This is a genomic window from Streptomyces sp. NPDC001890, from assembly GCF_042891445.1.
In the GTDB taxonomy this organism is placed as follows: domain Bacteria; phylum Actinomycetota; class Actinomycetes; order Streptomycetales; family Streptomycetaceae; genus Streptomyces.
The window spans coordinates 1-12,392 of sequence record NZ_JBIATE010000063.1 but is presented as its reverse complement, the minus strand read 5'-3'; the positions used below and the strand labels follow the sequence as shown (position 1 = coordinate 12,392).

General features: G+C 67.1%; 12 protein-coding genes and 4 pseudogenes. 9 read left to right on the top strand and 7 right to left on the bottom strand.

Features of this window, described 5'->3' with window-relative positions; genetic code table 11:
* Window positions 1-227 precede the first annotated feature (227 nt).
* Window positions 228-818: a hypothetical protein gene (locus ACFYY1_RS42575; RefSeq protein ID WP_388595430.1), complete on the bottom strand. Its 591-nt coding sequence runs from the start codon at window positions 816-818 to the stop codon at window positions 228-230.
* A 733-nt stretch (window positions 819-1,551) separates the two neighbouring features.
* Here ACFYY1_RS42575 and ACFYY1_RS42570 point away from each other — a divergent pair.
* On the top strand, window positions 1,552-2,229 hold the full coding sequence (locus tag ACFYY1_RS42570; RefSeq protein ID WP_388595428.1) for a GAP family protein: 678 nt from the start codon (window positions 1,552-1,554) through the stop codon (window positions 2,227-2,229).
* Between the two features lie 119 nt (window positions 2,230-2,348).
* On the opposite strand, the gene ACFYY1_RS42565 is transcribed toward ACFYY1_RS42570, so the two are convergent.
* On the bottom strand, window positions 2,349-2,603 hold the full coding sequence (locus tag ACFYY1_RS42565; RefSeq protein WP_388595427.1) for a hypothetical protein: 255 nt from the start codon (window positions 2,601-2,603) through the stop codon (window positions 2,349-2,351).
* On the opposite strand from ACFYY1_RS42565, the pseudogene ACFYY1_RS42560 reads away from it, so the two are divergent.
* Window positions 2,509-3,024: pseudogene (locus tag ACFYY1_RS42560) on the top strand (helicase associated domain-containing protein); the annotation flags it as partial. The gene ACFYY1_RS42565 and the pseudogene ACFYY1_RS42560 sit on opposite strands and share 95 nt — an antisense overlap.
* Before the next feature lie 384 nt (window positions 3,025-3,408).
* Here the strand turns inward: ACFYY1_RS42560 and ACFYY1_RS42555 are convergent.
* Window positions 3,409-4,077 (bottom strand): DUF4232 domain-containing protein, encoded by a 669-nt coding sequence (locus tag ACFYY1_RS42555; protein WP_388595426.1) that lies wholly within the window; start codon window positions 4,075-4,077, stop codon window positions 3,409-3,411.
* A 576-nt stretch (window positions 4,078-4,653) separates the two neighbouring features.
* Between ACFYY1_RS42555 and ACFYY1_RS42550 the strand changes: the two genes are divergently transcribed.
* On the top strand, window positions 4,654-5,079 hold the full coding sequence (locus ACFYY1_RS42550) for a helicase associated domain-containing protein (RefSeq protein ID WP_388595425.1): 426 nt from the start codon (window positions 4,654-4,656) through the stop codon (window positions 5,077-5,079).
* Here the strand turns inward: ACFYY1_RS42550 and ACFYY1_RS42545 are convergent.
* Together ACFYY1_RS42545 and ACFYY1_RS42540 are read right to left on the bottom strand one after the other, a co-directional pair.
* Window positions 4,993-5,898 (bottom strand): phosphotransferase family protein, encoded by a 906-nt coding sequence (locus ACFYY1_RS42545; RefSeq protein WP_388595424.1) that lies wholly within the window; start codon window positions 5,896-5,898, stop codon window positions 4,993-4,995. The genes ACFYY1_RS42550 and ACFYY1_RS42545 overlap by 87 nt on opposite strands.
* A gap of 278 nt (window positions 5,899-6,176) precedes the next feature.
* Entirely contained in the window at window positions 6,177-6,605 is a 429-nt protein-coding gene (locus tag ACFYY1_RS42540) for an ester cyclase (RefSeq protein ID WP_388595423.1), read from the bottom strand.
* A gap of 625 nt (window positions 6,606-7,230) precedes the next feature.
* Here ACFYY1_RS42540 and ACFYY1_RS42535 point away from each other — a divergent pair.
* From ACFYY1_RS42535 to ACFYY1_RS42520, 4 genes and pseudogenes are all read left to right on the top strand, one after another.
* The gene (locus ACFYY1_RS42535; protein WP_388595422.1) at window positions 7,231-7,482 is read left to right on the top strand and encodes a hypothetical protein; all 252 of its coding nucleotides are present in this window, start codon (window positions 7,231-7,233) and stop codon (window positions 7,480-7,482) included.
* A 189-nt stretch (window positions 7,483-7,671) separates the two neighbouring features.
* Window positions 7,672-8,052, top strand: coding sequence for an antibiotic biosynthesis monooxygenase family protein (locus ACFYY1_RS42530; RefSeq protein WP_388595421.1), 381 nt, complete (start codon window positions 7,672-7,674; stop codon window positions 8,050-8,052).
* Window positions 8,053-8,117: 65 nt separating this feature from the next.
* Window positions 8,118-9,240 (top strand): annotated as a pseudogene (locus ACFYY1_RS42525) (IS630 family transposase).
* Window positions 9,241-9,334: 94 nt separating this feature from the next.
* Window positions 9,335-9,535 (top strand): annotated as a pseudogene (locus ACFYY1_RS42520) (IS630 family transposase); the annotation flags it as partial.
* A gap of 32 nt (window positions 9,536-9,567) precedes the next feature.
* Here ACFYY1_RS42520 and ACFYY1_RS42515 read toward each other — a convergent pair.
* A pseudogene (locus ACFYY1_RS42515) lies at window positions 9,568-9,804 on the bottom strand (transposase); the annotation flags it as partial.
* Between the two features lie 350 nt (window positions 9,805-10,154).
* Between ACFYY1_RS42515 and ACFYY1_RS42510 the strand changes: the two are divergent.
* Together ACFYY1_RS42510 and ACFYY1_RS42505 are read left to right on the top strand one after the other, a co-directional pair.
* On the top strand, window positions 10,155-10,442 hold the full coding sequence (locus ACFYY1_RS42510) for a transposase (protein WP_388595420.1): 288 nt from the start codon (window positions 10,155-10,157) through the stop codon (window positions 10,440-10,442).
* A 436-nt stretch (window positions 10,443-10,878) separates the two neighbouring features.
* A protein-coding gene (locus ACFYY1_RS42505; RefSeq protein WP_388595419.1) for an IS5 family transposase occupies window positions 10,879-11,810 on the top strand; the annotation gives its coding sequence in 2 pieces (ribosomal slippage) (window positions 10,879-11,271 and window positions 11,274-11,810; 930 coding nt in all).
* A 4-nt stretch (window positions 11,811-11,814) separates the two neighbouring features.
* On the opposite strand, the gene ACFYY1_RS42500 is transcribed toward ACFYY1_RS42505, so the two are convergent.
* The gene (locus ACFYY1_RS42500) at window positions 11,815-12,249 is read right to left on the bottom strand and encodes a hypothetical protein (protein ID WP_388595417.1); all 435 of its coding nucleotides are present in this window, start codon (window positions 12,247-12,249) and stop codon (window positions 11,815-11,817) included.
* Window positions 12,250-12,392: the final 143 nt, after the last annotated feature.

Below are 12,392 nucleotides of genomic sequence, written 5' to 3'. Positions count from 1 at the left end.
TCCTCCGGATACGGAGACTTACGTCCCACCTGGACATCCCTCCCTGGACCATCAAGATCCATTGTCAGGGTGTCCACTCCAAAGGATCAGCCTCAGTCCGCCGTGTTCATGTTTGCTGTTGCCTCCGTGTCGGTCTCTGTCTGGACAGCCCGGCACTGGCCGACTCGCACCAGCTTGCTTGGTCCGCCGATGGTGGGTGGGCTTTGAGGGTTGACTGTGTCCGGGTTCTAGGCCGCGGCCTCCTCCATCAACTTCTGGAAGGCCGGCGTACCCAGCAGTTCCGCGTTGGCCGGGTTGTCCAGCATCGCCCGGAATTCGGCGGTGTCCAGCACCTCCTGGAACGCGTCGTCCACTCGGTGGTCCTTGTAGATCTGTTGAACGGTCAGGTCGGGATAGGCGCTGACGAAGACCCCCGCGGGCTCCTGGTGGGCGACGAACCAGTCCTTCGCCCCTGGGTCGGTGACGCCGGGGAAGCCTTCGCTGTGCGAGAAGACCTTGTCGAAGCGGGCGCCGACTATGGTCTGGGCGAAGTCGTCGATGTAGGTGTCCCAGGAGCCGTCGAAAACGCTGGCAAACATGAACCGGGTGTCGTTGTCGAAGATCACGTGCCGTGCGTCATGCAGGGTGCCGATCTGACGCACCGCCGCGTGGACCCTCTCGTCATCCGCCGCGTCGGCGAGCGTGGCGAGATCCTCACGCAGCGCATCCGCATGGCCCGGCTTGATCTTGGTGAAGACGGTGAACTCGCTACAGACTCCATCCGACCTGCCCGGGCGCTCGGGGTGAGCCGACTGGGCTGCGCCTGTCGTCGCAGTCATCGTGATGTCCTCCTGCTGCGGTCGGTGCGAGGGTCGCCAGGCACCCGAACATGAGGCGCCATCGCCCTCACCTCTTCTATCCTGACCGCATACGCATCGCGTCGCACCCCTGGCCCGGGGCGTTGGGGATACCAGGGGACGGTATGTTGCGGGGCCTTGGCGCTGCGGTCCAGCCCGGGTTGCTGTTCCCTCACACTGACCGGCTACGGTCCGTTCCCGATTCGCCGTCCGGACGCCTCGCTCGCCGCCCGTCACCGTCCCGTCCAAGGATGCTGGCCTGCTGTCGAGGCCGATGGGGCACCACCACGGAAACGAGCAGGCCAAGGCCCTTGAGCGCCAAGAAACTCCCGAGGACAGATCCGCAAGGGCGCAGGACCATGGAGTAGGGACCTGCGGAAATCGTCGTCGCGTTCTGGGCTGCTGCTTTCGCTTGGTCGGCAGGTGGCAGCGCCGTAGCCGATCACGTAGCCTGCGGCGCTGTTTCGGTTGCCCCGTGAGCGGGGTCGAGGGGCGAAACGCTCAGCGGTCCGGAACACCGGGCCGAGCAGCGGACAGCAGCGGATGGTCCCGGCCGCTGAGGATCCTTCTCCGGAGAGGTGGCGACCCAGTTCCGGGGCCCTTACGACACTCCCCGGATGCGTCCATGGCAGTCCTGTGGGCACGCATGCAGACGGTCGGGGCATGCACCCCCCACCTGGCCGGTCACCATCCGGACCCCCACCTGGAGGCAATCATGGGCACGGTTCTCGGTGACGTACTGGGTTTCGCGGCCGGCGTGGCGGTCAGCCCGCTCCCGATCATCGCGATCATCCTTGTCCTCGCCACACCTCGGGGACGTCTCAACGGACCGCTCTTCACCGTCGGCTGGATCCTGGGACTGACGGCACTGGGCACGGTGATGCTGGTGATCGCCTCCCCCGCAGGCGCCTCCGCCCACAACCACCCGGCCACCTGGGTAGGGGCTCTCAAGCTCGCTCTGGGCGTATTCCTCGCCCTCTTCGGCGCCCGGCAGTGGCACCGCCGCCCCAGGGAACCCTCGCAGGCCCAGCTGCCGAAGTGGATGGGCGCGATCGACCGCCTCACACCGGTCAAAGTCCTCGGACTCGGAACGGCCCTGGCCGCACTCAATGCAAAGAACGCCCCGCTGACCATCGCCGCGGGCGCCACGATCGGCTCAGCAGGACTGCCGGTCGGGCAGCAGATCGCATCGCTGGCAGTTTTCGTCCTGATCGCCACCCTCGGCCTGCTGGCCCCCCTGGGAGTCTTCCTGCTCGGAGGACAACGAGCAAAAACAACGCTCGGCGGCTGGAAGGACTGGGCAGCCCAGCACAACGTCGCCGTCATGGCAGTCCTGTTCTTCGTCCTCGGGCTGAAGCTGCTCGGAGACGGCATCTCCATCCTCGCCTCCTGACAGACATACCCACGTGCGGCAAGGCAGTCCCATCACAGACGTACAACAGAGTGCACGATCAGCGACAGCACGGGTGGTTGCACAGGGTTCGTAAGGACTGTGAATCACCATCCTCGGCATCACCCGGTCGAGTCGCTACCACTGGTCGGGTCCTCCAGACCGACCAACTCGACCGGCTGGCAGTGGCCCACCCGCGTGTTCGCAGCGGCCGGGAGAACACCAACCACCGGGACCAGGAGCACGACCGTGAGGACGCCGTGGACGTCCTGGAGGGCGGGGGTGCGGGTGAGCGGGGCGGCTGCCGGGGTGCTGCGGTTCGGAAAGGAACGCGGCCCGGCCGCCGTGCTGGCCCAGTTCGTACGGCTGCGGGTCATTGATCCGGAGGGGCCCTACTGGCGGTGTGGCATCGAGGCGGCCGGCCGGTGGCTGCGCGAGAACGGAAACGGCGTGCTCCGGGTGCCGTACACGGTCGTCACGCCCGAGGACTGGGGCGGGGTCGGCGGGTATCCGCTCGGGCGGTGGATCGCCGACCAGCGCCGCTCGTACGCGGCCGGGCCCCTGGAAGCCGGGCGGGAGGTCGAGCTGGAGCAGCTCGGGATGGTGTGGTCCGAGCAGGACGCGGCCTGGGCGGACGGGATCGCCGTCGCCCAGCAGTACGCCGCCACCCACAGCCACTTCCTCCCGCCGACGACCGCGGTGTGGGACGCGCATCCGATCGGGGTGTGGGCAAAAAACGCGAGGGCGGCAGCACACAGGGCGCGGGAGAACGAGGAGCTCCGGGCGGCCGGCCGCCCCGTGCCCTCAGCGGCTGGGGCGATGACCCAGGCGCGGCGGAATGAGCTGGACGCGGTCGATCCGGGGTGGTGTCCTGCCTGGAACACCGGGTGGCATCGGTGCTACCGGCCCGTCCAGGACCACGTCCAGGCCGGCGGAACCCTCCGCACGGTCGACGGCGATGTCGTCGCTGAGGACGACGACCTCGGACGGTGGGTGAACGCGCAGCGGTTCGGGTGGGAGCAGCTGCTGCCGGTACAGCAGTGGCTGTTGGAGAACACCCTCAAGGTCACACCGGCCGGGGAAGAGGAGCGGCCGGTGAAGCGCACGCAGGACACCATGTGGGCCCTCAACCTCACGGCAGCACGGCAGTTCCACGCCCGCGAAGGACCGCGCGCACCGCCCCTACTTGGTCGTATGCGTGGGGTAGACCTCGACGTCGGTGTAGGCGCCCTTGATGTCCCCCGCGCCCGCGGGCCACTTCAGGGTCACGGTGTGGGTCTCGTTCGGGGGCGTCACCAGAATGTTGGTCGGGGACGCGAGGCTGTTGCCGGTGTTGTCGATGTCGTAGGCGAGGTTGAAGACAGCGGCGTCACCGGGCTTCAGGGTGGTGATACGCGGCTGGGCTTGGCCGCGCTCGATGGGGTTCGAGGTGTTGTCGGCGTCCTTGATGTCGACGCCCGCGAAGCCTGTCGCCGAGCAGGTGGTCGAACCCCGGTTGATCATGGTGATGTCGATCCTGCCGGAGTCCTTGTCGGGCGCGGCGTCCGTGGCGTCGATGGCCAGGTCCTCCGTCTTGCAGAACGTGACCTTGTCGTCGGTCTTCGTCGCGCTGTTCGCGGCTGCTTCGGCCTCGGTGTCCTCGCCGGAGCCCGACTTCGCGTTACCGGCCCCCGAGCCGCCGGAGCCTGAGCTACCCTCCGGTTTCGAGCCACTGTCCGAGGACGAAGAAGACGAGGACGAGGAGCCCTTGGAGGACGAGTCCTTCCCGGAGCTGTCGCTGCCACAGGCGGTGAGCGAGAGGGTGGCGGCAACGCCGATGGCGGCGAGAGCGGTGATGCGGGTGTACTTCACGGTGTTCCCCCAGGAGTAACGCGGTGCATGCGGTCGGAAATATTTGTATCCCGCACCGAGTCACAGGCGGTCCTCCACGACGTCCTCGTTCCGTCACAGTCGTATTGACCTCACACTCCGCCAAGGCGCCGCCGTACGGCCACCAGTGCAAGCTCTCACGCCCCTGACCAGGTAGTCCTCACCCAGTAGTGACCAGCTCATCCTCACGGCTTGTCCAACAGCAGCGCTCGGCCATCGACGCTCAAGACTCCATGAAGCAAACCGAATCAGCCCGGTCCGCAGCACCCAAGGCCGGACACCGAACCGAGAACCCCCCAGGCAAGGGAGCGAAGACTCCCAGGGGAAACTCGCGACGCTGATCGTGCCGGTACTCCTCGGGCTGGGCGAAAGCGGCGATGAAATGGGACGTCGGACGCCTGCACGACCCTCTCGACGGACCTCGTGGCCTTGCGGGCGCATGACACGGACACCATCGGGGCGCTTGTGTCCGCAGGGCCGGGAGGACACCGACCAGCAGGACCAGGAGCGCGACGGGGAGCACGCCGTGGACGTCCTGGGCGGTGTGGGGACGGGGCGGTGAGCGGAGCGGCGGGCGGAGTGCTGCTGTTCAGCGAGGAACGCGACCCGGCTGTGCCGGCCCGGTTCGTGCGGCTGCGGGTCATCGACCCTGAGGGCGCCTACTGGCGGCGTGGGGTCGAGGCGGCCGGGCGGTGGTTGCGCAAGACGGGGAACACCGTACTGCGGGTGCCGTACATGGTCGTCGCACTGGAGGGCTGGGGTGGGGGCGGCGGGTATCCGTTCGGGCGGTGGATCGCCGACCAGCGCCGCTCATACACGGCCGGGACACTGGAGGCCAGGCGGGTCACCGAGCTGGAGAAGCTCGGGATGGTGTGGTCCGATCAGGTGACGGCCGTGTCAGGCGGGCGGGAGCAGGAACTCGTGCAGGGACCGCCGCACCTTGTCCAGGGACTCCTTGAGTTCCTCGGGGTCGTCGTGGCGTAGGGACCAGGTGACGCCCCGCAGTTCACGTCGGACTCCGGCGAGCCTGCTCTCTTCGTGCAGGACCTCGTAGTCACAGGAGTTCCGGGCCGCGTAGGCACTCATCATCTCCTCGGCGAAGTCGCGGCCCAGGTACCAGACGCCGCACAGATCGACCGCCCGCGGGCCGACCCTCGCCTCGTCCCAGTCCAGGACGCCTGACAGCCTCCCGGAAGTGTGCAGGAGGTTGCCGGGCCAGACATCGCCGTGGATCGGCACGACCTCGGCACCGGCGAGCCACCGCCGATAGGCTGTGACCCATCGTTCGAACACCTGCCGCTCGCGACCGGCAAGCCGGTCCGCGGTGGCTGCGGCCGTCTCGGTATCGAGGGCGTCGATCGCCTGTCCTGCCCCGTCCGCCCCGAGGATGCCCAGCAGCGGTTCGTCGCCGCAGTTGTGCAGCGCCGAGACGAAAGCTGTCAGGTCGCCGGTGAACGCTTCACGATCCGCGCGAGCGACGTCGTCGTCCACGACAGTGCCTGGCAGCCGCCTGAGAAGCACGGCGCCGAAGGGCAGCCGCGGCCCGGTCGGAAGCATTCCGAGCACCTCGGGGACGGCCAGCGGCAGGGGCGGCAGTCGCCGCAGGACCTCGGCAGTGTGCTTGCTACTGTCCTTGGCCAGGGAAGTGCGCGGCACCCTGATGAGGACGTCGGTGCCGACCCGGAGTACGACGTTCGAGAAGCCCCAGCCGACCATTTCGACGGGATCCCCGCTCCACGGGAACGACAGGTCCTGCAGGCTTGATGCGACGGCTTCGAGCGTCGCGTCAGGGTCGAGGATCATGAGCAGTCCTTGGCTGTTCAACGGCGTCGACGTAGGCCGACAGGTCCAGGAAGCTTCCGAGTACCAGGGTCCGCCCGAAACGGTCGCCACGCCCCGGCCGCTTCGGACGTGCCCCACAGCCCTTTGCGGGGGATTCTCGTGGTCAGACCGCAGCTGCGCCTGAACGGTGGGGCCCAGAAGCCGGTCCAAGACACTCGTCGACAACGCTGTGACGGCGGCCGTGTCGTGCCCGCGAGGACAAGCCGAGCAATTGTCAAAACCTGTGGATCGGGTTTGGTTCAGCGCTCGGCAGCAGCTCGCTCCAGCTGGGCTGTGATTCCGCGACGGTCGATCTGAATCCAGTACTCGACAATCAGGCCGTCCTCGACTCGATAGACCGCACTGGTCATCGCGGTGATCTGCGCACCGGTCGGCGGAAAGTGATCGATGGATCCGACATGTCGTCCGGTCTGCGTCCAACGGGCATAGACGCGATCGCCGTCGGCGATGAGTTCGTCCACGGTTAGCGTGAAGGCGCCATAGGCGTCGAGCATCTCCTGGACGTGCTCGGCGTACTGCTGCGGTGTTCGCTCCACGACCACCGGCGCCTCCGAGACGATCTGGTGGGCCTGGACCCGGCCGGCCATGAAGCGGTCGGCCCGGCCAGGATGCAGCCCCGATCGCACCTGCAGCAGGAACTGGTGAACTGTTTCTTTAGCGCTGGTCATTGGACAATTCTGGCATCCCGTTCATGCCGCGTGAACCTCGGGGCGTTCGACGAGGTGGCCACGTTCGAAGTGGACGCCCGCTCGGACCAGGGCGAAGAGGAGGGGTGCGTTAACCGCTCGCCAGCAAACCTGGACAGATTCGACAAGCTTGAAGACATCGCGCGGGCAGCGACCGTGCTGCCGACGTCCTTGGTGGCCTTGGTTCGCAGACACACCCTTGCGAAGGTCGATTCGACGGGAAGGGACGCCACGCTCACCGAGCCGGACGGGAGAACGGCCGGCCACCCAGGGGCTTGCGCACGCGAGTGTGAATTTAGATGAATGTACCTAATAATGCATGAAATCAGGGTATTCAGCACACTTTCTTATGGTCTGTCGCTTTGCTGCGCGCGGGCCGGACCCGACCAATGTCCGGGGGCCGCGAGGAGACCGTCATGGAGACCTTGAACCTGTCGCAGGTCGGGCAGCGCGCGGGCGCGGGCCGTGCCGCCGTCGTCACCTGGCGGCGCGGGCATCCGGACTTCCCGAGGCCGGCTGACGGCGGCACCGCCGAGGGCCCGCGGTTCCTGGCCGGGAGGCCCATGCCTGGCTGCGCGCCCACGGCAAACTCCCGGGGGTCACCGTCGTGTCCTGCTGCGGCGAGCAGAGCAGCGTCGCGCGGTCGCCACTCGTCCAGGCCGAGGAGGCCAAGCGCCGCCGCGACATCGGCACGGAGATCGGCGCGCTGGTCGGCGGGCACCGTGCCGTATTCCCTACTGCGCCGCTCAGCGTCGGCTGTCCTGCTCAGCTGAGCGTGGTGGCCGAGCCGAACCGTCTGGAACGTGCGGTGACCAACCTGGTCACCGACGCTCCCCAGCACGGAGACGGCACCATCTAGTGCTGCATCAGGCAACGTTCGCCCTGGTGTCCCCCGCCCCTGCACCGTTCTGTGAGCCGGCAGGCTACTGGCCGTTTCCGGGAGTTGGAGGGAGAGGTCGGACGGCTTCGGTCAAGAACCCGATCCCTCATGTATTCCGGTCAGGAAAGACACTGGATCGTTGAGCACGTCCCGCCTTACGGTGACGCCATGAGCGATCACCCGGAAGCTTCTGCCACGCCCGTCGAAGCCTATGAACCCCCCTACTACGTAGCTGTCTTCACTGCGGTGCGAGCCCAGGAGCAAAGCGGCTACAGCGAGACCAACGCCCGCATGGAAGACCTGGTGAAGGACGTCCCGGGGTTCCTGGGGATGGACCACGCGCAGACTCCTGGCGGGCTGGGCATCACCGTCGGGTACTTCCGGGACGCCGACGCTCTCACGGAGTGGCGGACCAACGCCGAGCACCGAGCAGCGCAAAAGCGTGGGCAAGCCGAGTGGTACCAGAGCTACACGTTGCACGTGGCGAAAGTGGAACGGAGCCACGGGTTCATGCGAGCGCAGGTCCTGCGGAGCCCGACAGCAGGCTGACCAGCCGAAGTTGCCTCCTGGTGCGGCAAGCGCCGTCCCGCCAGGCTGCCCGGGTGGCGATACGAATGCAGGTCCGTGAGATCGATGATGACGAGGGCCGGCGGCTGCTGCGGATCATCCGCAGGGGCGCCGGGTCGGTGGTGCCCTGGCGGCGGGCCCAGATGGTGCTGCTGTCCATGCAGGGCATGCCGGTGGCCAGGATCGCCGAGGTGTCGTTCACCAGCGACGACCGTGTCAGAGACGTGATCCACAACTTCAACACGGACGGCTTCGACTCGCTGTATCCGAAGTACAAGGGCGGCCGGCCGAAGACGTTCACACTGCCTGAACGCCGCGAGATCAAGAAGATCGCCAAGTCCAAACCGGCCGAGCACGACCTGCCGTTCTCGACCTGGAGTCTGACCAAACTGGCGGACTTCCTGGTCGCTGAGGGGGTGGTCGACGACATCAGCCACGAGGGCCTGCGCATCCTGCTCCGCGAGGAAGGCGTCTCCTTTCAACGCCTGAAAGACCTGGAAGACCTCCCGCGACCCCGACTACGCCGCCAAGAAGGCCCGCGTCGAGTACCTCTATGCGATCGCCGACGGCGAGGTCATACCCGAGGAAGGCGAGCCTGAAGTCATCTTCTGTATGGACGAGTTCGGACCCCTGAATCTGATGCCGCACCCGGGCCGGCAGTGGGCCGAACGAGGAGGCGAGCACAAGGATCCCGACCGTGAGCCCCGCCGACAGCGCCGGGCGACCTACAACCGCTACGGCAGGGTGCGACACCTGTTAGCCGCCCTGGACCTGGCCAAGGACAAGCTCTACGGCCACATCAAGCCGGTCAAGAAGCGGACGCGGTTCCTGGAGTTCTGCCGCTACCTGCGGACGCTCTACCCGCGAGAGGTCCGGATCGCGATCGTCAGTGACAACTTCTCCCCGCACCTGACCACGAAGAAGTGCCAGCGCGTCGGCACCTGGGCTGCGGCGAACAACGTCGAGATGGTCTACACCCCGACCAACAGCTCCTGGCTCAACCGCATCGAGGCCCAGTTCACGGCCCTGCGCCACTTCACCCTCGACGGCACCGACCACGCCGACCACAAAGAGCAGAGCAGCATGATCCGCCGCTACATCAGCTGGCGAAACCGCCACGCCGACGATCGGCGCCTACGCGCCGTCGTCGACAGGGCAACCGTTGCCTGATGCAGCACTAGTGCTCTGACCGGGAAGGTTCGCCGGGGTGTCGGTTGGAACGGTGGGATGGGCGGCAACGTCCGTTCCGACCGTTGGAGGTGTGGTGGCTGAGCCTGTGCGGGTGCGCAGACCGACCGACCAGGAGGGGCAGAAGTTGCAGCAGATCGTGCGCCGGGGCAGCACGAGTTCGGTGCGCTACCGGCGCGCGATGATGCTGCCGGCGTCGGCGGGCGGGAACCGGGTGCCGGTGATCGCCCGGCTGGTGCAGGCCGACGAGGACACCGTGCGGCCCTCCTTCTCCCGCACGCGATCGCGCAGCCGGTCGTGGAACTCGGCGAGCAGACCGGTCGCCTGCCAGCGGCGGGCGAAAGCGTGCACGCGCCGGTACGGCGGGAAGTCCGCAGGCAGGCTGCCCCACTTGACGCCGTTGTCGACCACATGGCGCACCGCGTCCAGCATGACGCGGTGGCAGTAGCTCTCCGGCCGGCAGCCCCGCCCCGCCCCGCCCCGCCCCTGAAACCATGCCGGGACCGGCAGCAACGGCCGGACGACTTTCCACTCGGCATCGGTCACGTCCGAGCCGTAACACCGCACGCGGTCCGGTCCGTCCGCCGCGTTGCCGAACCTGTGCGCGAGACAGTCACACGACGGAGACGGCAAGTTGGACTCTGCGGGCTCAAGCGCGACAGACTGCAGCAACAGGGCCTCGTGGTGCTCGTTGGCTTCGAAAACCCGAGCTACCGCGAGGCCCTGCCTTCATGCATCAACCACACCCCGATCACCGGATCAAGACCCGTGTTCGACCTACAAACCCGCTGATCGGTAAGCGGATGACGTCTCAGTGCGAGGTCGGGCCTTGACCCCTGATGTTGGACACACGAGACACTGGATCCTGAGGATCTGAGAACGGACATCTCGTGGTCATGAAGAACTACCCGCCGGAGTGCGAAGCGGATGCGGTCGCGCTGTACGAGTCGCGGCCGGAAGCGACGATCAGGTCGGTCGCCGCCGATCTGGGGATCAACCCTGAAACATTGCGGAACTGGGTCAGGGCGGCCGGGGTGAGTCGGCCCCGGGGACGCCGGACGCAGGAACCGGCCCAGCTGGAGGCGGAAAACGCAGCCCTGCGCAAGAAGGTCCGCGAGTTGGAGGAGGAACGCGAGATCCTGCGGAAGGCGGCGAAGTATTTCGCCCGGGAGACGCGCTGGTGAACCGCTTCCAGTGTGTCGCCGACCTCCAGCGCCGCTATGGCGTGAAGCGGCTGTGCAGCATCCTCGGCGTTGCCCGCTCAAGTTTCTACTAGGAGCTGTCCGGGCGATCATGCCATCCCTGTCCTAGGGGATCCGCGCCGTCGCATTCGGGGGTGAGATGGCCGAGTTATAGGGTTCGACGGGGGGTGACCATGACCGATCGAGGCTGGTACGACGGTGAGTACCACGACGCGGCCCAACGAGCCGAAAGGGCAACGCGGTTCGGCTGGGCAGCGATCGCTGGGACGGCAGGCGCACTGGGCTGCGCACTGATCGTCTTGGTTGCGCTCGTCGTCGTCGCAGTCGTGGCGTGTCTATACGTCGTGGTGGCTATGGACTATTAGAACCTCTCTTGCGGATCATGTGACTGCTCCGTGTCCGGGTCGTTGATGTGGGCATGGGGCGGGGCGATCTGAGTGATGCCGAGTGGGAGCGGCTGCGGCCGTTCCTGCCGGTCAGCAACGGGCGTTGTGGCCGGTGGCGGGATCACCGGCAGGTGATCGACGGGATTCTGCACCGGGTTCGGACCGGAGTGCAGTGGCGTGACCTGCCGGAACGTTTCGGCCCGTGGAAGACGGTTTATGAACGGCACCGGCTGTGGTCGGCCGACGGGACGTGGGAACGGCTGCTCCAGCAGGTCCAGGCCGCGGCCGACGCCGCGGGCGAGATCGACTGGGACATCTCGGTGGACTCCACCATCGTCCGGGCGCATCAGCACGCGGCCGGCGCCCGAATCGATCCGCCGCCGGCCCCGGGATCAAAGGGGGCCGCGGGGATGGAACACCAGGACGAGACGCCGTGGCAGGGTCTCGTCGCCCGCCTGGTGGAGGTGGTGCTGGAGGCGAGGGCCTGGGCCGCTCGCGCGGCGGGTTCACCAGCAAGCTCCACCTGAGCGCGGATGGCCGCTGCCGACCACTGTCCCTGATCGTCACTCCAGGTCAGCGGGCAGACTGCACCCAGTTCAAGCCGGTCTTGGAGAAGATCCGGGTGCCCAGATCTGGCCTGGGCAGGCCGCGCAAGAAGCCCGACAGCCTTGCGGCCGACAGGGCTTACAGCAATGGCCTCATCCGTGAGTACCTGCGACGGCGGGGCATCCGCCACACCATCCTGGAGAAGACTGATACCCGGGCCGCCCGCCTGCGCAAAGGTGCACGCGGTGGACGGCCGCCCGGCTTCGACGAGGACCGCTACAAGAAGCGCAACACCGTCGAGCGGGCGATCAACCGTCTGAAGCAGTCCCGAGCGGTCGCGACTCGCTACGACAAGCGCGGTTACGTCTTCCTCGGCACTGCCACCGCCGCGGCCGTCGCGATCTGGCTCCGAACATGAACTGTTACGCGACCCAGCAGTAGACGCTCTGGTTCCGGCGCCGGGCGCTGCTGACGAGAGCAGCCAGATCACCCACGATCGCGTCGGCGATCTCCGTGTCGATGACCTCGCCGTCCTCCGCACGCAGCTGAGTCCACGAGGCGGCGACGTCGCTCAACCTGGAGTGCGTGGCGTCCGCGAGTGCAGTGGACAGGCGCGGTGAGAGCGCGAAGACGACGCAACCGTCGTTGTCCTGGCCGACGACGATGCGAGGCTCACCGGCTTCGACAAGGTCCTCAAAGCTGTCACCGGCCAGAAGGCATTCCCACTCGACCACTGCCTCTTCGGGATCGAAGTTGCCGAAGGAGAGCGACTCGAATGCCCGTCCTGGCCCGGTCCGGAGGGCGAGGCTCGCTGACGTGTCGTCCGACGCCGCAAAGAACTTCACGATGATGCTCACCCAAGCATCATGCCCAACAACCCACAGCCATGATCGGCCGGACAAGTCCTAGGGCCTGTCCGGCGGATCTTGGTGACGCGCCCTGCCTCATGGAGCATCGTTCTGTTGGTGGGGCGGGGAGATCTGACGGACGACGAGTGGGC